Raw genomic sequence first — 23,922 nt, forward strand, 5'->3', positions numbered from 1 at the left:
GTAATCAAAAAATTCACAGGAACATAAACCAGAAAATTCACGGAACATTAACCAGAAAAATCTTCGGAAACTTCATTCGAACATATTCTCTAATATGAAACAGAAAGCTCGAAATACATCCAGATATATTTTACAATTCTCCCCTTGAATACTTTCACCACGCTTACTTTAGCTATATATACGTTCAGGTCAATAGGCCAACAACGTATATGCACCTTTGATAAACATGTGCATTGTAATGGAGTTGCCTATTGATGACTGAAATATTACTTGAAGATTTGCCCGGAGTTGGCCCTGCAACTGCAGAAAAACTCAAAGAAGCCGGATTTAACACCATTGAGGCCGTTGCTGTCGCCTCCCCTTCCGAACTTGCAAACACGGCGGAAATTGGGGAAGCAACAGCCGCAAAGATTATCAATGCGGCACGCCAGGCCGCAGACATAGGGGGCTTCGAGACCGGAGACACCGTGCTTGAACGGAGGAAGCTTGTGGGAAAACTCTCCACCGGCTGTGTGGAATTCAACGAAATGATGGGAGGGGGCTTCGAGACCCAGTCCATTACCGAACTTTACGGGGAGTTTGGTTCCGGAAAGACCCAGGTAGCCCACCAGGTAGCCGTAAACGTCCAGATGCCAAGGGAACAGGGCGGATTAAATGGCTCGGTAATAATTATCGATACCGAGAATACCTTCAGGCCTGAAAGGATTAGCCAGATGGTCGAAGGCCTTTCTGAAAAGTACGGGCTTGAACTGGACGTCGAGGAGTTTTTGCAAAACATCCACGTTGCCAGGGCTTACAATTCCAATCACCAGATGCTACTTGTGGACTCCGCAATGGACCTTGCAAACGAACTTAAGGACTCTGAAAAACCGGTCCGTTTGCTGATCGTGGACTCTCTGATGGCCCACTTCAGGGCCGAGTACGTGGGCCGGGGAACCCTTGCCGACCGCCAGCAAAAACTCAACAAACACCTGCACGCACTGCTCCGTTTCGGGGATCTCTTTAATTCCTGCGTGGTCGTTACGAACCAGGTCATGTCAAAACCCGACGCCTTCTTCGGAGACCCCACAAGACCCATAGGCGGGCACATCCTGGGACACACCGCGACTTTCAGACTCTACCTCAGGAAGTCCAAAGGAGACAAGCGGATCATCCGGCTTGTGGACTCTCCCAACCTGCCGGAAGGAGAAGCCGTGGTGGCTGTTACGACCGCCGGTATCATTGACCCGTGAGCCAGGCGAGTCTCAAAAAATTAAAACAGGGAACCCTTTTATAGGGAGCCCCCTCTCCCCTCTCAATGAAGTTCAAAGCTGTTGTCATGGACATTGATGGGACGATTACCTGTAAAAAACGGGAACTTCACCTCAAAGCCGTGGAGAAGATAAGGAGCCTGAAGATCCCCGTGGTCCTTGCGACCGGAAATATCATCTGTTATGCAAGGGCCGCCTCAAAACTGATCGGCCTCAACGGGACCGTAATCGCTGAAAACGGAGGCGCTGTCACGGTCCAGTACGACGCCACAGTCTCTTTTGCAGAAAGTCTTGAGGAGTGCGAAAAGGCATTTACTTTTCTTTCAGAACACTTTGAACTTACGAAACTTGATCCTTTTTACCGGAAAACCGAGATTGCTCTCCGCAGAAACTTCGATATAGAAAAAGCGAAAGAACTGCTTGAGCCCCTGTCTTTTGATGTCGAAATCATTGATACGAAATACGCAATCCACATCAAAAGCAGAAAAATCAACAAGGGGACCGGCCTGGTAAAATTGGCGGCCATGATAGGGCTCGATCCCAAAGACTTTGTAGCAATCGGGGATTCCATGAACGACGTGGAGATGCTCGAAGCCGCAGGTTTCGGGATTGCCGTTGCAAACGGGGATGAACAAATAATAAAAGCCGCCGACCATGTGACCACAGCAACTTTCGGGGACGGGGCGGTCGAAGCCCTTGAGTTTCTGGAAGCAAAGGGCTGGATCTGACCACATTTTTTTAGGAAAAAAACAGAGTTAATCCCCATCATTTCAATGATGAGATACTACCCCCACCTGTCAGCCTTCGACTGTCGTGTTAAACCATAGGTTCAACAGGAGTTTCTAATTTTCAATTAGAAACATCGAGGACGGGACCCCCCTGCTTCGTTCTCCAGAGTAACCTCCATCAATCCACAGGCTTATCCCACCGTTCCGGCGGTGTATCTGCACCAATGGGATTAAGTAATACTTTTTACAGAATTTTCATTTTATCAATGATGATGTAGTCCTTGATCGCGCTTACTGAAGCAAAGGGGAGCAGGATGTACTCATCTTCTTTTTTGTACCTGGAGGTATCCAGATTTTCATTCGGAGTAACAATAAGGTCTATCAGGTTTCCACCCTTGATTTCCATTATAATGTTACTTAACGTTCCTATCTCTGTGCCATCGGTAGCCATTACCTGTTTGTTGGCGAGGAGTTCTCTTGCAAATTTCTTTGACACTTGTATCGCGCCTCCGTCGAATATAATGAAGGAAAAGGAATTCCCCTATAAAAATTATCAGGCGGGAAAATGGGGAAGGGGGATGAAAGTCATTTTATTTTTACCGCCTTCTATGTTTAACGAATTGTATATTGATAGCCTGAGATATATCCTATTTCATCGAATTCCTGACCTGTATTACAGGTAAAAAAATCAATAAGAATTGATGAAAGTTATATTATTTGTTATTGTGAAAACACAAGAATTCTATAACAAAATGCCCTGAGGACAGGCTATCGGTACTTTGCGGGTAATCTTCGACAAACAGGCTTGATGAAGGAGGTATTGAGTTTTTAGGCCAATGCCTGCATGATTCAAGTACTCGAAGGAAGCCACTTCCTCGATGTTTCTAATTGAAAATTAGAAACTCCTGTTAAATCTATGATTTAACACGACTCCGAAGGAAAGCAGGAAAGGGCAGTTAACGGCCCCTTCCCCCAAACTTCTCGATTGCCTTTCCCGGCAGAGCCGTTTTCGGGAACTACTTTGTTAATTTTTTACCGGTATCCTATATAAGCACTTGTATCAGCGGGCCTCTGGCCTCCCTTGAACTGCTCTTCTATCTTTTCGTAGAACTGAGCAATCTGTTCGTTTATCGTGGGTTTGACCTTCTTGAGGGCCTTCCTGAAGTACTGCATATCTATTTTCTCTATATTGAAGTCTTCCCGAAGGGCAATCATTACAGCTTCCCTGCACACGGCCTCTATATCGGCTCCCACATACCCTTCGGTATCATCCGCGAGCCTTTCGAGGTCCACGTCCTCCGCAAGCGGGATACCCTTCGAGTGGATTTTGAAGATGCTAATCCTTCCCTTACGGTTCGGGGCCCCCACATAGACCAGCCTGTCAAAACGCCCAGGCCTGACGATTGCCGGGTCCAGGATGTTTGGCCGGTTCGTTGCGGCGATTACGACCACGTCCTTGAGGCTTTCAAGTCCGTCCATCTCGGAAAGGACCTGGTTCAGGACCCTTTCGGAAGTCCTACTGTCGGAATCCCCGCTCTGCATGGCCGCAATGGAATCAATCTCATCAAAGAAGATCACACAGGGAGAAACCTGTCTCGCTTTCTTAAAAGTCTCCCTGATGGCCTTTTCCGATTCCCCGAGCCATTTTGAAAATATCTCCGGGCCCTTGATACTTATGAAATTTGCATTGCTTTCCCTGGCCACAGCCTGGGCAATCAGGGTTTTTCCCGTCCCCGGAGGGCCAAAGAGCAGGATTCCCTTGGGGGCCTTGATCCCCATTTCAATAAACTTCTGCGGGTTTTTGATTGGCCATTCCACGGACTCGATAATCGCCTCTTTCGCTTCGCCCAGGCCTCCCACGTCATCCCAATGGACAGTTGGCATCTCAACAAAGATTTCCCTGAGGGCCGAAGGCTCTATTTCCATGAGGGCATCTTCAAAATTCTTTTTGCTGACAATGATTTTTTCCAGCCTTTCATGAGGGATTACCTCCTCCAGATTCAGGTCAGGCATGTTTTCCCGCAGACAGAGCATGGCAGCTTCCTGGACAAGAGCCAGGAGGTCCGCACCCACAAAGCCCTGGGTCCGCTCTGAAAGGTCCATCAGGAACCTGTCAACTTTAAGCTTTTGTCCCTCCTTCATTTCAGCTTCCGCAGGTTCGGAAACTATGGCCTCTTCTTCATCTTCTCCTTCTTCCTTTTCAATAGGCATACCCCGGGTATGGATCTGCATGATCTCGTACCTGTCCTTCGTATCCGGGACTCCTATATTGATTTCCCTATCAAAACGCCCCGGTCTCCGGAGAGCGGGGTCGATTGCATCCAGGCGGTTCGTGGCCGCTATAACCACTACCTGTCCCCGCTCTTCCATCCCGTCCATAAGGGTCAGGAGCTGGGCGACCACCCTTCTTTCCACTTCCCCTGTAACGTTTTCACGTTTCGGGGCAATGGAGTCTATCTCGTCTATGAAGATGACCGACGGGGCATCCTGGGTTGCCTCCTCAAAGATCTTTCGGAGCCTTTCCTCACTCTCCCCATAGAACTTTCCCACAATCTCAGGGCCTGCTATGTAATGGAAACTGGCCCCGGACTCGCTTGCAACCGCCTTTGCGATAAGGGTCTTTCCCGTACCCGGGGGGCCGTAGAGGATAACCCCTTTCGGGGGCTCGATGTTCAGGTGCAGGAAGAGTTCGGGGTGCTTCATGGGAAGCTCGATCATTTCCCTGACCCGAACAATTTCATCCCCCAGGCCTCCTATGTCCTCATAGGTGACTCCCCTGGCCACGGTTTCGTACCCCTGTACTGGTTTTTTCCGGAGTTCGACCTGGGTCGCATCGGTTATAAGGACGATGACGTTTACAGGCACGGTTTCCACGGCAATCAGCGGGATTACCTGCCCTGTGGTCATGGATTCCTTCATGGGCTGGGACATTGTGTTGATTATTGGGATAACGTCCCCCCTGTACACGGGCCTTTTAAGAATGTGACGCTTTATGATTTCATTTGCGTGTTCTCCGAAATGCAGTTCCAGGCACCCTCCCTCGATTATGCCCTCGGGCAGAGCAAGGATAATTTTCTCCGCTTCCGGGACCTCGATCTTTTTAATGGCAATCCTTTCCCCTATAGAGACGCCCGCGTTCTTCCGGATAAAATTATCGATCCTCACAATGCCCTGTTCCCAGTCCTGGCGATCAGCCCTCCAGACCTTCGCAGTAGTCTTTTTCTTGCCTGTAATCTCCACGATATCTCCTGGAGAAAGCTGGAGCTTCAAAAGCGTGGCCGGATCAAGCCTTATAATCCCTCTCCCCAGATCTATCGGATATGCCTTTTCAACCTTAAGCTGTATTTCTTTCATGGGTCATCCCAAAAACGGTTATCTTTTTGATTGTAATTTTTGATAATTTTTGAATTACTGCAAATTACTTTATGATTTTTTAGGGCCTATGAAGCCCCGAATTAACTTCCCTTTATGTTAAATGCCTATTATCATTAAAATAATAATTGTATGCGGGGTAATACATCAGTGAAACCTTATATATCCCTTTCACAACCCCTCTTCCCCCAGAGACCATTGGGGGTTCAGGGACCTTGAACTCCGGCCCTGACAGTATTCTCTTTATGCTAAAGAGAGTTATGCCAAAGAAAATCAATTTTTCTCGGAAATAAGAATTTGTACTATTAAATACAAGCAGGTAGCATCCCTGCACCACTTCATCTGGATTTTGATACCATGGATCTTGAAAAGGCAAAACAAACAATTATAAAATTTATTCGCCAGAAAGCAAAAGAAGCCGGAGTTTCCGGAGCAGTCGTGGGAATCAGCGGGGGCATAGACTCCGCTCTTATCGCGACCCTCGCCGTTCAGGCCCTGGGTCCTGAAAACGTTCTGGGAATCCACCTCCCTGAAGCCGGGATGACCCCAGAGGCCGACAGCGAGGACTCAAAAGCCCTTGCGGAATGGCTCGGGATTGAGTATCAGACAATTGACATCTCCAAAATTCTCGAAGCCTTTCTGGCCGCCTTCCCGGAAAGCGAAGCCGCGGACAGGCTTGCGAAGGGGAACCTGAAGGCCAGAGTCAGGATGTCAGCCCTTTATTTCCACGCAAACCACCTGAACAGGCTGGTACTGGGCACGGGAAACAAAACCGAGATTTTGATCGGTTACTATACAAAGTACGGAGACGGGGGCGTTGACCTTGAACCCATTGGGGAGCTTTACAAGACCGAGGTCTGGGAACTTGCCCGCAAACTGGGGGTCCCCAAATCAATCATAAACAAAAAACCCTCGGCCGGGCTCTGGAGCGGGCAGACCGATGAGGCTGACCTCGGGATGCCCTATGAAACGCTGGACAAAGTGCTCAGGCTGCTCGAAGAAGAGCAGAGCCCTGAAGATATTGCAAAAAAAATAGGAATTTCGAAAGAGCAAATCCACTCAATCCAGCAGCGTATCCAAAAGAATATGCATAAAAGGGAGGGGCCTCCCACGGCTCACCTAAATTAAACAATTATATCCTTGTCAGCTGCCCCTATCTGTTATTCCCGGTAAATACGGAAAATGCTGAGGAAGGGGGAATCCTGCTGAGACATATTGAAAAATCTTCCCTATTTTTTATATATACTTTTTTTATATTTTTTAGGCACACGTTTATATTATATCTCTAATGTTTTATTGTTATATTCTTTTTTATGCTCAGGACGAGGGATAAACAATTATATATTTATTAAACATTAAAAAAAGATATATATATAGATTACATATAACATTTATATTAAAAAAAGATGTATTACCTTTATTTGCTTGCGATGGACCCTTATATAATGTTTATTTGATCTTTACAATATGAATCTTTGAAATATACACATATTAAATAACATAATTAATGATTTAAGTATCAATGCAACATATACAATAAATGCATTTAGTATATAGCTTAACAAAACCATTATTTTCAGTTTCATGAGAACAGATTCAATGTTTTTGATCTGATGTGCACATAGGAAATTAAATAGGAAATATAACTGATGTTTTAACATAAACAAAGTTTTCACAAATAGAAGAACAGAAAATGGTGTGTGGTGGCATTATGAGTAAAAAAAATAAACTTTTAAATATAATGATTCTGCTTGTTGTCTTTTTCTTTATACTCTCCCTGAGCACAGGACTGAGTTCTGCAGCCGTGCTAAATGTTACGGGTTCTGATGAATGCGGAAATTTTAGCACAATTAAGGATGCTATAAACAATTTATCAAATGAGAGCACAATCCTTGTGTACGGGGGCACATATACCGAAAACATTCGGATTCCCATTTCAGGCCTTACCCTTAAGACGGCTGAGGGTTCAAATGTTGTTCTTAAACCCCTGGACCCAACATCTCCTGATATTACCATTCTCGCTGATAATGTCACAATATGCGGATTTAACATAAGCGGGCCCGATTTCGGAACCGGCATTCAGAGCCAGGGAAAAAACGGGCTTATTCTCAAAGACAACACCATAAATACCTCTTTTATCGGAATTACCCTTGAAGCAGGAAGTAACTGCACACTGGAAAATAACACTATTTATGGCGCGGATTTTGGAGTTTCTCTGAAAAATTCCTGTAACAATAATTCCCTGGAGCAAAACACTATCAAAGGTTGCGAGGAAGGTTTGCTTCTCAGGGACTCCTGCAATAATAACAACCTGAGTGAAAACAACTTTTCTGATAATTTCAGGGCCCTTTGGCTTGAAAATTCATGTAGCAACAATACCCTCGTGTCCAATTCATTTGTAAATAATTCAATTAGTGTAAGGCTCGAAGAAGAATGCAGTGGGAACGTTCTTGAAAACAACACCGTAAGGAAGGCCCAGTATGGGTTTTATCTCAGCCATTCCTGCAACAATAACACCCTCATTAAAAACAACGCATCTGACAGCCACTACGCATACTACCTGAAGTCCTCATGTGAAAACAATTCCTTGAAAAACAACACAGCTCTTGGAAATCTATACGGATTTTATCTCAGCCGTTCTTCTTACAACACCCTCTATGGCAACGGACTATCAAACAACAGCAGAGGGATTTACGTGGAAGCCTGCGATAATACTACCCTGCTTTCGAACATGGCTTCCTGGAACATAATGGAGGGGGTCTTCCTGGATGCCAGCTCCGACAACTTACTTGAGGGGAACAACGTATCCGACAACTCGGAAGGCATCAAACTCGATGGTGCATGTAGCAGGAATACCCTGAAAGGAAACCAGGCCTTTGGGAATTCAAAAGGGCTGTTGTTCCGGTTTACAACATCCAGTCTCTTTAGGGCCAATAATATATCCTTTAATGAACACGGGATTATTTTCTCCTCATCCAGCAATAATACCCTCAATGATAGTTTTGTAATGTTTAACTCCGAATGCGGGCTTTCCCTTGAAAATTCCAGGAATAACCTGATTTACAATAACATATTCAACAACACGAAAAATGCGGAAGACGACAACCAGGATAACAACAGCAAGAATACCTGGAACATTTCCATAATTAAAATCAAAGGCAAGAAGAACATCTACGATGGTCCTTCTTTTGGAGGAAATTACTGGTCAGATTACACGGGCAACGATTCGGATGGAGACGGATTCGGAGACAGCTGGTATGAATCAGGTAATATCACAGATAAACTACCCCTTTTCGATGACGTTGTTCCTCCGGTAATCACCGTGAGGACCCCCAGAGAAATTACCTATTCCATAATTTCGATCCCGATTTATGCTTATGCAAACGAGGAGCTTAAGGAGTGGAAATATACAATCGACAACAAGGAAGGTTCTTTTACCAGAAATTCACCTCTTACGGCAGAAAGCCTTCTCAACCTGTCAAATGGACCTCACACCTTAATAGTATCCGGAACTGACCTTTCCGACAACTCGAACTCGACAGAAGTGATATTCACTGTCGATAAAGAGGCTGATGCAGACAAATCCGCACCCCTAATAAGCATAATGACCCCCGAAGAAAACAGGACTTACACCACAGGCAATCTTTCCCTTTATGCTTCGGCAAACGAAAGCATTCAGGATTGGTGGTACGAACTTGACAACCTGGAGCTTTGTGAATTTAAAGTAACCAGGAACTTTACCGCCCAAGCTTCTCTTAAACTTGCCAACGGCTCACATACCATAAGGGTGTACGGGGTTGACCTTGCCGGGAATATAAATTCAAAACCTGTGAATTTCACCATCGTGATAAAAAAGCCTGAAGATACGGTTCCCCCGACTATCAATATCCTCTCCCCCCTGAACGAAAGTTATTCGATACGGTCGATTCATGTATATACCTCATCAACTGAAAATATCTCCAGATGGTGGTACACCCTTGATGATTCCGAAGCTTTTGAATTTAACCTGAGTACTATGCATACGGCAAACGATTCCATCGACCTTGGAAACGGGACCTACACTCTGGAAGGATACGGGGTTGATTTTGCCGGAAACCTGAACTCAACAGCCGTGTGTTTCGAGGTTGAACTCAAAAAACCTGAGGACTGTCCCCCCATTATCACCATAAGCTCTCCGGTAAACATAACATACAATAAATCCAGCATACACCTAGAAGCCTCGGCAAACGAAAGTATTCGAGACTGGTGGTACGTCCTTGACAATTCCAGCAACCTGAGTTTCAATAATAACAGGGACTTTAACGCTTCTACCTTTATGTCGGCTTCTGATGGAGGGCACTTAGTCAGTGTTTGGGGACGCGACCTTGCCGGGAACCTGAATTCAAGCTCCGTGAATTTCAAAGTAGATACCCTGCCTCCCGTACTTGAGGTCATTTCTCCGGAAGAGGGATGGAGTTATTCCTCTGATACTCTCATGATCTTTGTTCACTCAAATGAGAAAGTCAAAAGCTGGGAATATAAGCTTGATAAAGAAGGTTTCAAGAATTTCTCAGAATTTGCCCCTTGTTGGGCCGACGCCCTTCTTACGAACCTTTCGAACGAAGATCACACTATTGAAATCCAGGCCGAAGACCTTGCAGGAAACAACAATTCGACCATTGTGAACTTCAGCGTGAACACTACATCCGGAGACGGGACACTCCCGCTAGTTACAATAATATCCCCTGAAGAGAAGGCATATCCAAACTCATCCATCCCTCTCAATGCTTCAGCAAACAAAAATATTTCGGAATGGTGGTACGTCCTGGACAGTTCCGGAAAGTTAACTTTCAATATAAGTAATAATCTCTCGGCCCTATCTACCCTCGATACCCTAGACGGGAAACACAGGCTTAAGGTGTACGGAAAAGACTTTAACAAAAACCTGAATGCGAGCGCCTGTAATTTCACCACAGATACGAAAGACCCCCTAATTACCATAATCTCCCCCGTAAATGGGAGTGAGTTCGAAATCGAAGATGGAAAATCAAACTATACTGTTTACCTGAATGTGTCGCTCAGTGAGTCCTGCAATTTCAGTTATAATATCATCAACCAGACCGGTTTGAATAGCGAGTCTGGTTTTAATAACTCCAATGGAGGAATATTTAATAAAACCTTAAATTTGGAAGAAGGGTTTTACAATATCACCCTCCTTGCAGAAGATGCTGCAGGCAACCGGGGCTGGAACTATACTACTATCGAGGTCTTGAAAAATAGTCCAAAAGGTGATACAGGTTCAAAAGACGATGGGCCCACGAACTATTACAGAGTATTGGCAGCTCTGAGGGCGCGCATGAGTGGGGCAGAGGATCAGAGTAATGAAGTAAGCGATGGTGGGTCACTGGAGCTTACCCCAATGCTCAAAAACGAGGAATTTTCCCCTGCCTCCAGCAATGAAGTCAAGGAAAAGAACTCCATTTTCTCCGCTACCAACGCAGGAATCCTTTTGCTAATAGCGGCATTGTTGATATTATTTATAAAATACATGATGTACTTCAGAAGAGAAAAGTGAAATCCGGACAATAAAGGGGAAAAGGCCTGAAGCACAAACAGAGAGAAACAAAGAGAAACGGAGAGAAACAAAGAGAAACGGAGAGAAATAGAGGGAAGGGGGCCCTTACTTCCACTCCTTTCTCTCTTGACCCCGAACACTCAACGGCTCGGGAAAATCCCACATCCGGAACCTTTCAGAAAAGCAATTTCCCTTACAAGCGGTTTTGCGAGGTGCCTTCTGGCACAGGGAGGAACTTCATATATTCCGGGCAAAATACCCCTTTCTCGCTCAAAGCGGACCTTTGAACTGGCAGAAGTCCCGCAGTTCCTGCACCTGAAGCCCTGTCCCCTGCCCGCAGATTTCATGTGTTTTCCGCAGCCCGGGCATTTCGGGTTTTCTTCCTCATAAAAAGGGGCCAGTTCCCTGATTTCGAGTTTTTCAATATTGAGGGTCCGGGTTTTTACGCTTCCGGATAGCAGGACCCGGTCTCCGGGGATAAGTTTCCTGACAAGGCCCCTGAAATTTTTGGTAGGCTCAAAAGCGGCGCAATCAAGTTCGTCCCCTTTTTCGTCCCGGACGGAAAAGATTACGTGCCCCCCTTCGATTGTTTTTGGAATCCCTGAGACTGTACCTTCCAGTTTGTACGAGCGCATATCCTTGATCTCCTCTATACTTTCTGCGGCCAGCAGGTGCATGTCCGTACCCTGGTTTGTCCTGTACACACAGAAACGTTCCGCAGGTTCCGCCCTGACCCTTGCCACGGCCTGGTTGACAGCTTCGACACTTTCTCCCCGGATCCCAAAGAGCACGGGGTCAAAGGAATGGGGGACGCAGACCGGCATCCCGTTTGCGTAATCCACGGTGTCCCAGGTGCGGGGGTAGGTGGCCCTGTCGGCTTCATAGAGGCATTCCTTCTCGACCTTCCGGGGAGAGAAAGGACTCAATCGACTCTTTTCCCTGTAGGTCAGGTATTCAAAGGTATGGTCCCACTTTTCAAGGTTCAGCATGGCCCCGCAGGCAGCAAGGGCTCCGATAAGGCCCCGACCGTTCTTGTAACCTTTAAAGGGGATTTTAAAGTCAGAAATCAGGGTCTTTGCCTCTTCTATACTTAAGACATCCCTTATTGCCCGGCCCAAAAAGGCCCAGAGAGGCTCCACCAGGTGCTCAAAGTCCTTTTCAGGCACGAAAACCACTCCTGGATTTGTTTTTTCACATTCGAAATGTGCAAAAGTCTCCACCCTCTCAAGGACGTGTTCCATGACTTTGTCGGGGCATTCGGTCTCCACCCTGAGTGCAATAGCTGCGTTTCCCCTGGTCTTGTAGGGGATTGTGGGGTTCAGACGGACCAGAACAGGTTCTTCTGCAACAGTCCCGTATGCCCGCAGCTCATCTAAGAGGAGTGCTCCGAGATAGGTGGTACACATCCCTTCGTTTGAGTCCGTATCATCGATTCCGATAATCATTTTTTTTTGGCCTTCCGGTTTTTCCTTCGTTTTACTTTCCGGGTTTTCCTTCGTTCTTTCTTTCGGTTTTTCTTCCCGGTTTTTCCTTAATTTTTTCGTTCATGTCCCATCTAACCATTTTTATCTATTCAAATATGTACAGGGTATTATTTTGCCCTTCCCGCTATTTATTTCACCTGTAAATAATAAAAACAATTGAGTAATATATATATAGATGATCAAACAGAGTGTACTATTGCAATGACAAAAGAGATTCTCATACATCAAATTATTGATGTATTGTCACATGCGGGTTTTGTTGTATCCGAGCGCTGCAATATCCGGCCGCGGAGTTTTGACATTGCTGCAAGAAAGGGGGAAGACCTCCTACTTTGTAAGGTCCTGTTTAATATTGACGGCCTTAACGAAGGCACCGCGAGGGAAATGAAGTACCTCGCCGAGTTTTTGGGAGGTTCGGCTATTGTGATTGGAGCCAAAACAAGGAACCAGATGCTCGAAGATAGCGTGGTGTATATGCGCTACGATATCCTTGCCCTTAGTGTACAGACTCTCTATGACTATTTTGTTGAAGACGTCCCTCCTCTTGTGGGGGCGGCCCCCGGAGGGCTTTATGTCTCGATGGAAGGAGACACCCTCAAAGAAGCCAGGACAAAGGAGGCCATGTCTCTCGGAACCCTTGCTTCAATGGTTGGAGTTTCCCGAAGGACCATCAGCAAGTATGAGGAAGAAGGGATGGACGCATCCATTGACGTGGTGATCCAGCTTGAAGAAATCTTTGGGATCGAGCTTGCCAGGCCCATCGACATCCTGAACCCTCCGGTAAACAGGAAGTCCAGAAAAGAGCCAGGCGGCAGAAAGGAAGCTCCCGAACAGCCCAGGCCTTCCCTTCCCGAGGATTCGGTGCTTAACCTGATTTCCATACTTGGCTACGATGTTCTCCCCACGTTACAGGCCCCCTTCAAGGCAATTTCAAAAGACAAATCTTCCGTAATCCTTACGGGAGTCAGCGAATTTAACACAACAGTGGTCAAACGGGCCCACCTTATGAGCAGCATCTCCGAGGTTACGGAGAGTCAGTCGGTTTTCATTATCACCGGCCACTGCAAGCTCAAATCCGTGGAAAGTACGGTCCTGATCGAGAAAAATGACCTGCGGAAAATGAGCGACCCGGATGACCTGCGTACCTTCATCAAGGAACGAAAAATGGGAGAGTGAACTGTCCTCCCCTCCTTTTGCATTCAGGCCTGTTTTTTAGGGCTTCCCTTCATCCGCCGGAGCAAGCGCCCCGGGTCCACATTCCCTTCTCCAATGATGTATATTTCGGAAACGAATTTCCAAAAGTATAATATATAACTGTCTCGTTAGGGGCAGCGATGACAGTGAACATTGCGGTATTGGTCTCCGGGCGGGGCTCGAACCTTCAGGCTATTATCGATAATGTTGAAAATGGCCACATTAAGGATGCTAAGATCAATGTGGTCATCTCCAGCAAAGCCGAGGCCTATGCCCTGGAACGTGCCAGAAAACACGGGATTAATGCTGTATTTCTCGACCCGAAAAGTTACGGCAAGCCCGAATATGACAGGGAAGTCATAAAGTTGCTTGATAGCCACAATACGGACCTCGTCCTGCTTGCGGGCTATTTCCGGATCCTCGGAAGCGAGATCATCGAGACATACAGGAACAGAATTTTAAATATCCACCCATCCCTGCTCCCGGCATTCAAAGGCCTGCATGCCCAGAGACAGGTCCTCGAGTACGGGGCAAAGGTCGCAGGCTGTACAATGCATTTTGTGGACGAAGGTCTCGATTCCGGGCCGATTATCCTCCAGAAATGCGTAGCTGTGCTCCAGGACGACACGGAAGAAACCCTTTCGGCCCGCATTCTTGAACAGGAACATATCATTTATCCGGAAGCTGTCAGACTCTTCGTGGAGGGTAAACTTAAAATCCAGGACAGGGAAGTAATAGTCCAGGACTAAAAAGAAAGGGGTTTCAATACCCTGAGAAAACATTAAGACACCTTTTTCAGAATAACTATTCCAGACTTCCGGTTACTTCCAGAAATTATTGATAATTAGCGATCCAGATTATCCTAAAAATTCAGATTATCTTTAAAATTCAAATTATCCTTAAAATTCAGATTATCCCTTAAAATTCAGATTATCCCTTAAAATTCAGATTATCTTTAAAATTCAGATAATTCCTTAAAAAACCCATTAATAAACCCCGTAAAAAACTCATTATTTTGAATAACATTAAATGAAATTGATTATTCAGGTGAAATTCATGTCTTATATATCAGAGATCGATCCGGAACTGGCCGAAGCAATCAAGAACGAAGCCGAGCGCCAAGAGTACAAGCTGAACCTTATTGCTTCTGAGAACTATGCGAGCAGGGCCGTTATGGAAGCCCAGGGCTCGGTCATGACAAACAAGTACGCCGAAGGTTACTCGGGCAAGCGCTATTACGGCGGCTGCGATTTTGTTGATGTCGCGGAAGACCTCGCTATTTCCAGGGCAAAGGAAATTTTCGGGGCAAAGTTCGTAAACGTCCAGCCCCACTCCGGTTCAGGCTCCAACATGGCGGTTTACTTCTCGGTGCTCAAGCCCGGGAACACTATCATGTCCATGGACCTCACCCACGGCGGGCACCTTTCCCACGGTAGCCATGTGAGTTTCTCCGGCCAGCTTTACAATATCGTGCCTTATGGGGTCAACAAGGAAACCGAGATGCTTGATTATTCCGAACTCCTGCAGATCGCAAAGGAAAACAAGCCGCAAATGATCGTTTGTGGGGCTTCCGCATACCCGAGAGAGCTTGATTTCAAGCAGTTCAGGGAAATCGCTGATGAAGTTGGAGCCTACCTTCTCGCGGACATTGCCCATATCGCAGGGCTTGTGGTTGGAGGAGTGCACCAGAGTCCTGTCCCTTACGCGGACTTTGTGACCACCACCACCCACAAGACTCTCCGTGGCCCGAGAGGCGGAATGATCCTTACGAACGATGAGGTACTTGCCACCAAAGTGAACAAGGCAGTCTTCCCCGGACTTCAGGGCGGGCCTCTGATGCACATTATTGCCGCCAAGGCCGTTGCATTCAAGGAAGCCATGAGCGAGAAGTTCAAGCAGGACCAGGTCCAGACCGTGAAGAACGCAAGTGCACTTGCTGGCTGCCTGATGGAAAAAGGTTTTTCCCTTGTTTCCGGCGGAACCGATAATCACCTGATGCTTGTAAACCTGAACAATCTGGACATCACCGGCAAGGATGCCGAAGCCGCTTTAAGCAAAGCAGGCGTCATTGCCAACAAAAATACCATACCCTTCGAGACCAGGAGCCCCTTCGTGACAAGCGGAGTCAGGCTCGGGACGCCTTCCTGCACCACCAGAGGCATGAAGGAAAAGGAAATGGAAATTATAGCTGATTATATCGAAACCGCAATTAAGAATGCAGGCGACGAGAGCGCCCTTGCAAAAATCAGCGGCAGGGTAAAGGAATTCTGCGCCCAGTTCCCGGTTTACAGCTAATTGCAATGGGTGTTATGTGCTACGGCAGGCCCTGTAAGCAAGCGAAAACCCAAAAATCATAAAATTTAGAAAGCATTAGAATTTAGAAGGCATTAGAATCCAGAGGTCGAACCTAATTCATGTCAGTTGAAGGCAACGAATCCAGGATAATAGATGGTAAAGCTCTTGCACAAAAAGTGGAAGCCGAAGTGAAAGCGGGAGTAGAAGCCCTGCAAAATGAGCACGGGATTACTCCCAGCCTTTCCACCATCCTTGTCGGAGATGATCCGGCTTCCAAAATGTACGTCCGTCTAAAACACAGGGCCTGTGACAGAGTGGGTATTAAAGCGGAAGACCACCTGCTGCCTGCGGACGCAAGCCAGGAAGAACTGCTCGGCCTGATCGACAGCCTGAACAAAAACGAGGCCGTGCACGGGATTTTACTTCAGCTTCCCCTGCCGGGACAGCTTTCCCCGGAGAGCGCCATGGAGGCTATTGACCCTACTAAGGATGCGGACGGGTTTCACCCATACAACATGGGCCAGCACCTTATAGGAAACGAGGGACCCGTACCCTGCACCCCCCATGGGGTTATCCGGGCTCTCGAAGAGTATGAGGTCTCCATTCAGGGCAAAAACGTGGTTATTGTCGGGCACAGCAACGTCGTGGGCAAGCCCATGGCCGCCATGCTCCTGAACAGGAACGCGACTGTTTCGGTCTGTCACGTCTACACCGATGACCTGAAGAAGTACACCCTCGGGGCTGACATTCTGGTCGTGGCGGTAGGGGTCAAGCACCTGATAAAGGCCAACATGGTAAAGGAAGGGGCCGTGATCTTCGATGTAGGTATTACCGCGGAAGAAGGCGGGGTTTACGGAGACGTGGACTTTGAAAATGTCATCCTGAAAGCCTCTCTCCTAACTCCGGTCCCCGGAGGGGTCGGGCCTATGACCATAGCCATGCTCATGCAGCACGTCCTGGAATGTGCAAAGAAGACACTTTGATTCAGGAGATTGATTTTTTTAAGGGAAAAAGAGAGGAATAATTTAAGAAAAATTCCTCTTTTTGGCCCCAAACCCTCTTTTCGTTCATTTTTCTTTCCTTTTTGTGATAGTCAATTACATATATCAATATTTTTACTCAGCTTTCAAAGAAGAGCTATTTTTGCCTTGATTTGCCACAAAAATCAGTGGCAAGGAAGATCCGTTAAAAAAAATATTTGTAAGGCCTAAGTTCTAAATTACATTTAAAAAGCCTATTGTATCTGTTTTTTGAAGAAATATCTTTATATACGTAGAACCTAAATTTATATCATGGTTTTTTTAAAACAGAAAATAATCAACGGTAAAAAATACTGGTATATTATTAAAACTGGCAGAATTGATGGAAAAGTGAAAACTATATTTCAGATATATTTAGGCAATGCCGAAAAAATATTTGAAATGAAAAAACAGAGTGAATCATTGCCCTACATGAAACTGAAATCTTTTGAGTACGGCAAACTTGCCGCACTTCTTCATGTGAATGAAGAGCTTGGATTCGTTGACATAGTGAACAAGCACACTATGAAAAAATCAATCGATGGTTTAAGTGTCGGAGAGTATCTTTTACTTGATATAGTGGGGAAATCTCATGGAGTTTTAAGTGAAAACGGTATTGGGGAATGGTTCAAAAAATCGGCCTTATCTTTTAAGTGGAAATTCCCTCATAAATTAAATTGTCAGAATTTTTTGAATCATATGAATTACATTGATTCCGACACAATGAAAAATATTGAAGACGATTTGTGCCGAGTTCTCATCGAAAAAGGACTAACCCCTTCAGTACTGTTTGTGGATGAATCAAACTGGTTCACTTATGCTACCAATTATGATGAAAAAAGTGAATTGCTTCATAAAGGGTATAACAAAAAGCATCGTAAAGACAAAAATCAGGTATCTGTAGCGCTGGCTGCTAATGATTACAACTTACCTTTTATTCACGAGACATATCCAGGAAATGTGCATGATTCAGAGGAATTTTCAGGTCTGGTTGACAAAATAGTAAACCGTCTAACCGAATTGAATATTTGTTCGGAAGACCTTGTTCTTGTTTTTGATAAGGGAAACAATTCAAAGGACAACATTGAAAAAGCAACTTCAAAGATGAATTTTGTAGGGGCTGTAAAAGCAAATCAGGCAGATGATCTTCTTGAAGTGCCATTATCTAAATATCAATTTTTATATGAAAGCTCAGAAGGCCACAAAATTTATGGCTATCGGACAAAGCATCAGTTTTACGGGACAGAATTTACAACAGTAATTACTTTCAATGAAGGAACTCACAAACTTCAAAAAAGAACTTGTGAGTCAAATATGTCAAAAATAACTGAGAATCTGGAAGACCTACAGAGGAGACTGGAAAGCAACAGAGGAAAAGCAAGAAACAGGAGCAGTGTAGAAAAAGAGGTTGCAGACATTATTATCAAAAAATACAGAAGTATGGTGAAATATGAAATTACTGATGCTCCTGAAGGTAAGAAAAAACCTCAGTTAAAGTTCTGGATTGACGAAGAGAATAAAAATAAGCGCGAAAATTCATTAGGAAAAAATATACTATTTACAGATAAGCACCGTTGGCACACTAAAAAAATTGTGCAAACATACAACAATAAAGGCGCTATAGAGGATGATTTTAAGCTATTGAATGATCACCTGCTTGTCCCTGTGGGACCGGTGTACCACCACAAAGATGAAAATATCAAAGTTCACGTATTTCTGTCTATAATTGGCTTACTTTTCTACAGATATTTAGCCTGGGAGACAAAGAGATATGGTCTTTCTATGAGAAGACTAATTGAAAATTTGTCCGAAATTAGGCTGGCAGTTATCCAGGATAAAGAATCAAATAAGTGTAATATTATTCTGGAAGAGATGAGTACAAAGCAAGCATCATTATTTTCTTTCTTGAACTTGGGTAATTACCTGCCACCCCAATAAAAACGTCATCAGTAGGATTATTCATTCCTTAGGCCCACACAAACAAAGCCGCTTGATAACGGAAAAACATGCATCTTTGAAAGTAAAGTTTTATGTATTATTGACGCCTATTTAATATGATCCGGTTAGCCAATGAGAGCTGACGGCTTTATTGGCCTGCATTATACCGATCTTGATTATTTCCATAACGGCCTTTATTCAATTGTTAATATGGCAATTGTTAATATAGCAATTGTCAACATTCCTGGCTTTTTATAATTATTGAGTTGTTGTAGAATTATTGTCTGCGCTTAAATGCCTTATAGTCAACTATCCGGGATTATACAGAGTAAAAATAGGTTAAATCTGGTTGTCAAAAATGGTTGTTGATACTACAATTTGCGGTTTGAAAATCGGAGACAGGTACCCTGCTCATGTAATGGGCGTCCTTAACCTGAGCCCCGAGTCTTTTTACAAAGATTCTGTTGTTACCCCTGACAGGGTGCTTGAGGCCGCCTTGCAGATGGTGGAGGACGGAGCCAGTTTTCTTGATGTGGGGGGCAGGTCCACCTGGAGATTTTCGGCCCCAATCACGGAAGAGGAGGAAACAAAAAGGCTCCTGCCGGTCCTTGAAGCCCTTGTGGGGAATGTGGATGCGGTAATTTCCGTGGACACGATGTTTTCGGGGGTTGCGGAAAAGGCCCTCAAAAAGGGAGCAGACATTATTAATGACGTCTCCGGCTTTACCACGGACCCCCGGCTCGTCAGTGTGGTTGCCGATTACGGCTGCCCTGCCATAATCATGGCTTCGGAAAAGCTTCCCGGAGACCCGGTCGGCCTAGACGCTGTAATGGACTCTCTGGAAAAGATAATCTTGCAGGCCGAAAAGGCCGGAGTGGATCCTGAAAAGCTTATCCTTGACCCGGCTTTTGGCAGGTGGACTGACGAAAAGCTTCCCATTTACGATTTTGAAATTCTTGACGGCCTGGAGCGCCTGCAGGTCTTTGATAAACCCATTCTGGCAGCCCTTTCAAGAAAGTCCTTTATAGGGGACGTGCTGGAAAAGCCAGCTTCTGAAAGGCTTTACGGGAGCATTGCGGCTGCAGCCATTGCGGTTTACAGGGGGGCCCACATCATCCGCACCCACGACGTTCCCGAAACCGCTGACGCCGTAAAGGTTGCGGGGGCTCTCCGGAGCCTTCCGGCGGTGGTAAAGGCCGAAAGCTACGAGGTCTCCGTACTTGAAATTAAAGACCCGAAAGACGCTTACCGGGAAATGCGAAAACTCGGGGCAACGGAAACCGGTTCAAGGGTAATGCAGAACAAAAGTGTCCAGCTGGTCCTGAAAATCAAGAACCTGACTACGACCGAAGCCCTGATCGTAAAGCAGGAGATGCTTGCAAGAGGGGGAGACGCTGCCCTTGAAAGAGATGCGGTTTCGCATGAGACGGAAAGAACCGACATCCTTGTGCTGGGGACCCTGCTCCAGTTTGAGCGCCTCTGCAATAAACTGGAAGGGCAGGCCCGCAAACTTCCCTTAATTTCCAGCATGGTCCGGGAATGTATCGCAAAGCGGAAGGATCCTGAATATCGTTATTCGAGGTAAATATGATAATAACTTCATCGAAACCCTTTGAAGAGGTCCTGGCCATGTTGAAGGACGAGGATGATATCTTCATTATTGGCTGTAATGTATGCGCTGCAAAATTAAAGACCGGAGGTGAACCCGAAGTCCTTGACATGGAAAAGCGCCTGAAAGCGGCCGGAAAGCATGTTGTGGGCTGGGCCCTTCCCACGGCGGCCTGCAGTATCCGGTCTTATGAGTCAATTGTGGAGAAAAACCCTGCTATAAAAGATGCACACTGCGTCCTTGTCATGGGCTGCGGAAGTGGAATCTCGACCGTGGCAAAAGTAGTGGACCTGGCCGTATACGGTTCGAATAACACCGATTCCCTCGGAGGTTCAAACGAGGACAAACTCCTTTCCGATCTCTGTGTGATGTGCGGGGACTGCAATATCGGCGAGTTCGGAGGGTTCTGTCCGAAGGCCCTCTGCCCCAAAGGGCTCCTTAACGGCCCCTGTGGAGGAGCCATGGATGGAAAATGCGAGGTAGACAGGGAAAAAGACTGTGTCTGGGCCCTTATCTATGAACGTCTGAAGAAAATTGGAAGGCTTGACCTTTTGTACGAAGTGCATGCCCCCAGAGAATATGGTTTTAAGTAATTTTGTTTCTTATATAGATATTCTCCAAATGTGCCTTCGAAAAAATGCTATATTTTTAATGCTTGAGTGATAATGCAAGACCGAAAATGTCAAATGCCCCCCTTAAACTCCCACCTGATGACCCGGGTTTTTAAGAAAGGGCCCTCCTGCAGGGTGAGTAAATGAACTTAGATTTTAGAAAAAAACTGAATTCCAAAAACTTCCTTGTTACGGCCGAGATCTCCCCTCCCAAAGGCTCCGATGTTTCCTCTGCCCTTGCAGATGTCGAGGGGCTCAAAGGCTATGTGGACGCACTGAATGTCACGGACAACCAGTGCTCCATCATGCACATGAGTTCTCTGGCTTTCAGCAAATTTCTGCTTGACAGGGGGCACGAACCAATCATGCAACTCACCTGCAGGGACAGAAACCGCATAGGACTCCAGGCCGATCTGCTGGGAGCTTATGCTCTTGGGATCAAAAACATCTGTGTGATGAGTGGCGACCACCCCTCCTGCGGCGATCATCCCGGCTCAAAAGCTGTGTATGACCTGGACTCCGTACAGCTTCTGGATATTGTTTCAAGGCTTAACTCAGGCTTTGATTTTGCAGGGAACGAACTTGAGGGCAAAACCGGGTTTTGTGTGGGAGCAGTCTCCAACATTAACCCGAAAGATTTTCTCCAGCTCCTGAAGCTTGAAAAGAAGGTCAGGTGCGGGGCCGATTTCATCCAGACCCAGGCGGTTTACGACGTGGGGATGTTTGAGGAGTTTATGGAGAACATAAGCCACCTGGATGTGCCCGTGCTTGCAGGGCTTATTCCCCTGAAGTCCCCAAAGATGGCAAAGTACATGAACGAGAATATTTCGGGAATCCACGTCCCGGATGAACTGGTCTCCCGCCTCAAAAAGGCCCCGGACCCCCTGGAAGAAGGGTTTTTGGTCGCAGCAGAAACCGTAAAGGAACTGAAAACACTCTGTAGGGGAGTGCATATTATGCCCATCGGGTCCCATTCCAGAACCCTGGGACTGCTCAAACAGGCAGGAATCTCCCGCAGGTAACCCCCGGGAGATAAAATTTTCAGAAAACCTGCGGCCCACTTTTTTAAAATGAGAACCTGTATTTTTTTACGGTGTTAACTTAGTACATTTTTAGGAGGGTCTCCTTTTATGTTGATCTCCTGGGGGGCTTCCGTTTAGATATGTTTTCAGAATTTTTATTTTTTACCCGAGTGTTTTCAAAAGTTCATCAGTTTTTTTAGTCCTACCCTCTCTGAAATGTGGGAATTTTTCGGATTTTTTGGATACCTTTATCAATATCATTCTTTATTTTTAAGGTCGGATTCCCGGTCAATTGATTTACCGGATCAGGAAAAAGGAAAGAATAGCTATCAAAGGCAGTATTATGATATCAAAAATCACTTCAATCCAGATGTTTGGGATTAAAACCCCTATAATCAAAGCCGGGGATGAATTTGTACCGATCCTGGAAGCTGCATTTCGGGATGCGGGCCTGGAACCCGAAGACGGGGACGTGCTGGTCCTTGCTGAGTCAGCGGTTGCCACCTCGGAAAACAGGGTGGTTAATCTGACAAGCATCAACCCCGGGAAAAAGGCGCTTGAACTGGGAGAGCGCTATGGGATTGACCCGAGGGAAATGGAACTTGTACTGCGGGAATGTGAAGAGCTTTTCGGGGGAGTGCCGGGAGCCGCGCTTACCATCACAAAGGGTATCCTGGCCCCAAATGCCGGGATTGACGCTTCCAACGCCCCGGAAGGCTGTGTGGTACTGCTACCTGAAGACCCGCGCAAAAGTGCAGAAGGTATCCGGAAAAGGCTTGAAGAGCGCTATTCCTGCCGGATCGGGGTCATTGTAGGAGACAGCAGGACCCAGCCCCTGCGGCTTGGCTGTACGGGCCTGGCCCTCGGGGTTTCCGGCTTGGAGCCCGTGGAAGACGACAGGGGACTTTCTGACATCTACGGAAAAATCCTCACCCTCACGCACAGGGCGGTTGCGGACAACCTGGTTTCAGCTGCGGAACTCCTGATGGGTGAAGCAGGGGAACAGGTGCCGGCCGTGCTCATTCGGGGGGCTCCCGTAAAACTTATAGACAGTTCTCCCGAGGTCCCCACGATCTCAATGGACGGCTGTATGTATTTCGGAAATATCAGAAAGGCACATGCCGAAGAAACAGGGTCGGAAGAGCAAGAAAAAGATTAAGGAATGGGTCAAATATAATATCAAGTATTTTTGTTTACCATTTATTAACCACGGAAGACGCGGAAACCGGCCTGCGGCCGGTGAGTAAGTTGGATATTTATGCAATCGGATTCAAAAACTACCCTGGATTCCCCGAGTTCCGCTACCCGAGTTTCGCTTCGGGATCACAGGAAATCGAAGATTTACTGGGAGTTGCACTGCAAGTGCAACAGCACGGGTCTGTTTCACTCGTTTCACTCGCTCAAGCAGACTAAAATTTTTTCCGTGTATTCCGTGTATTCCGTGGTTTGAATGCACACACCAAACACCCCCTCACAAAAAAACACAACATGTCTGAGTATGAAGCAGTTCCCGAAATAAAACCTGAAGTTATATTTTCACTATTCCTAAAAAAAGATAAAACGGCTTTGAGAGAAGACATATGGAAAAAAAGTTATTGAAAGCTGAAAACGGACTGAAAAGTAATAAAAGTTAGAAGGTTCTGGAGATAAGCATTATATATACTCGAAGATAATATATACTATGAATATTGACTCTGTATCTGATTATTTCGTTACAGGGGTCGTATAATTGCGATTTCGGATTTGATCTCGGGACAGCTTCAGCTAAGAGGCCGTATGCTTACGATCTGATCGTATGTTTGCGATTTTTATAATTGGGCTGTCCGACAGCACTACAAACCAAAAA

The 23,922-nt window shown here is 46.0% G+C and carries 16 protein-coding genes; 13 read left to right on the forward strand and 3 right to left on the reverse strand.

Annotated features, from left to right (window positions below):
• The first annotated feature begins 254 nt into the window (after positions 1-254).
• Both radA and ACZ5QV_RS02705 read left to right on the forward strand, forming a co-directional pair.
• Complete coding sequence (gene radA / locus ACZ5QV_RS02700; RefSeq protein WP_464601110.1) at positions 255-1,232, forward strand: DNA repair and recombination protein RadA; 978 nt, start codon at positions 255-257, stop codon at positions 1,230-1,232.
• A gap of 65 nt (positions 1,233-1,297) precedes the next feature.
• Complete coding sequence (locus tag ACZ5QV_RS02705; RefSeq protein WP_464601111.1) at positions 1,298-1,978, forward strand: phosphoglycolate phosphatase; 681 nt, start codon at positions 1,298-1,300, stop codon at positions 1,976-1,978.
• 244 nt (positions 1,979-2,222) lie between these two features.
• Here ACZ5QV_RS02705 and ACZ5QV_RS02710 read toward each other — a convergent pair whose 3' ends face one another.
• The gene (locus tag ACZ5QV_RS02710; protein WP_464601112.1) at positions 2,223-2,474 is read right to left on the reverse strand and encodes a PRC-barrel domain-containing protein; all 252 of its coding nucleotides are present in this window, start codon (positions 2,472-2,474) and stop codon (positions 2,223-2,225) included.
• A 536-nt stretch (positions 2,475-3,010) separates the two neighbouring features.
• The gene (locus tag ACZ5QV_RS02715; protein WP_464601113.1) at positions 3,011-5,332 is read right to left on the reverse strand and encodes a CDC48 family AAA ATPase; all 2,322 of its coding nucleotides are present in this window, start codon (positions 5,330-5,332) and stop codon (positions 3,011-3,013) included.
• A gap of 360 nt (positions 5,333-5,692) precedes the next feature.
• Here ACZ5QV_RS02715 and ACZ5QV_RS02720 point away from each other — a divergent pair, with 360 nt between their 5' ends.
• Both ACZ5QV_RS02720 and ACZ5QV_RS02725 read left to right on the forward strand, forming a co-directional pair.
• Positions 5,693-6,478 carry an NAD+ synthase gene (locus tag ACZ5QV_RS02720; protein WP_464602012.1) on the forward strand — a complete coding sequence of 262 codons (786 nt, stop codon included), beginning with the start codon at positions 5,693-5,695 and terminating at the stop codon, positions 6,476-6,478.
• A 583-nt stretch (positions 6,479-7,061) separates the two neighbouring features.
• A complete protein-coding gene (locus tag ACZ5QV_RS02725; RefSeq protein ID WP_464601114.1) occupies positions 7,062-10,904 on the forward strand; it encodes a right-handed parallel beta-helix repeat-containing protein in 3,843 nt (1,280 codons plus the stop codon).
• A 140-nt stretch (positions 10,905-11,044) separates the two neighbouring features.
• On the opposite strand, the gene ACZ5QV_RS02730 is transcribed toward ACZ5QV_RS02725, so the two are convergent.
• The gene (locus ACZ5QV_RS02730) at positions 11,045-12,349 is read right to left on the reverse strand and encodes a TiaS agmantine-binding domain-containing protein (RefSeq protein ID WP_464601115.1); all 1,305 of its coding nucleotides are present in this window, start codon (positions 12,347-12,349) and stop codon (positions 11,045-11,047) included.
• Positions 12,350-12,589: 240 nt separating this feature from the next.
• On the opposite strand from ACZ5QV_RS02730, the gene ACZ5QV_RS02735 reads away from it, so the two are divergent.
• The 9 genes from ACZ5QV_RS02735 (at position 12,590) to cofE (ending at position 23,235) form a co-directional block, all read left to right on the forward strand.
• Positions 12,590-13,564 (forward strand): transcriptional regulator, encoded by a 975-nt coding sequence (locus ACZ5QV_RS02735; protein ID WP_464601116.1) that lies wholly within the window; start codon positions 12,590-12,592, stop codon positions 13,562-13,564.
• A 158-nt stretch (positions 13,565-13,722) separates the two neighbouring features.
• The gene (gene purN / locus ACZ5QV_RS02740) at positions 13,723-14,331 is read left to right on the forward strand and encodes a phosphoribosylglycinamide formyltransferase (protein WP_464601117.1); all 609 of its coding nucleotides are present in this window, start codon (positions 13,723-13,725) and stop codon (positions 14,329-14,331) included.
• A 307-nt stretch (positions 14,332-14,638) separates the two neighbouring features.
• The gene (glyA, locus tag ACZ5QV_RS02745) at positions 14,639-15,877 is read left to right on the forward strand and encodes a bifunctional serine hydroxymethyltransferase/L-allo-threonine aldolase (RefSeq protein WP_464601118.1); all 1,239 of its coding nucleotides are present in this window, start codon (positions 14,639-14,641) and stop codon (positions 15,875-15,877) included.
• Positions 15,878-15,996: 119 nt separating this feature from the next.
• A complete protein-coding gene (locus ACZ5QV_RS02750) occupies positions 15,997-16,860 on the forward strand; it encodes a tetrahydrofolate dehydrogenase/cyclohydrolase catalytic domain-containing protein (protein WP_464601119.1) in 864 nt (287 codons plus the stop codon).
• Between the two features lie 309 nt (positions 16,861-17,169).
• Positions 17,170-18,834, forward strand: a complete 1,665-nt coding sequence (locus tag ACZ5QV_RS02755) for an IS1634 family transposase (RefSeq protein ID WP_464599431.1) — start codon at positions 17,170-17,172, stop codon at positions 18,832-18,834.
• Between the two features lie 358 nt (positions 18,835-19,192).
• Entirely contained in the window at positions 19,193-20,419 is a 1,227-nt protein-coding gene (folP, locus tag ACZ5QV_RS02760; RefSeq protein WP_464601120.1) for a dihydropteroate synthase, read from the forward strand.
• Between the two features lie 2 nt (positions 20,420-20,421).
• Positions 20,422-21,036, forward strand: a complete 615-nt coding sequence (locus ACZ5QV_RS02765) for a methylenetetrahydrofolate reductase C-terminal domain-containing protein (RefSeq protein ID WP_464601121.1) — start codon at positions 20,422-20,424, stop codon at positions 21,034-21,036.
• Between the two features lie 161 nt (positions 21,037-21,197).
• Positions 21,198-22,076 (forward strand): methylenetetrahydrofolate reductase, encoded by an 879-nt coding sequence (locus ACZ5QV_RS02770; protein ID WP_464601122.1) that lies wholly within the window; start codon positions 21,198-21,200, stop codon positions 22,074-22,076.
• Positions 22,077-22,419: 343 nt separating this feature from the next.
• A complete protein-coding gene (gene cofE, locus ACZ5QV_RS02775) occupies positions 22,420-23,235 on the forward strand; it encodes a coenzyme F420-0:L-glutamate ligase (protein WP_464601123.1) in 816 nt (271 codons plus the stop codon).
• The last annotated feature ends 687 nt before the right edge of the window (positions 23,236-23,922 follow it).

It is taken from the genome of Methanosarcina baltica (assembly GCF_055394095.1).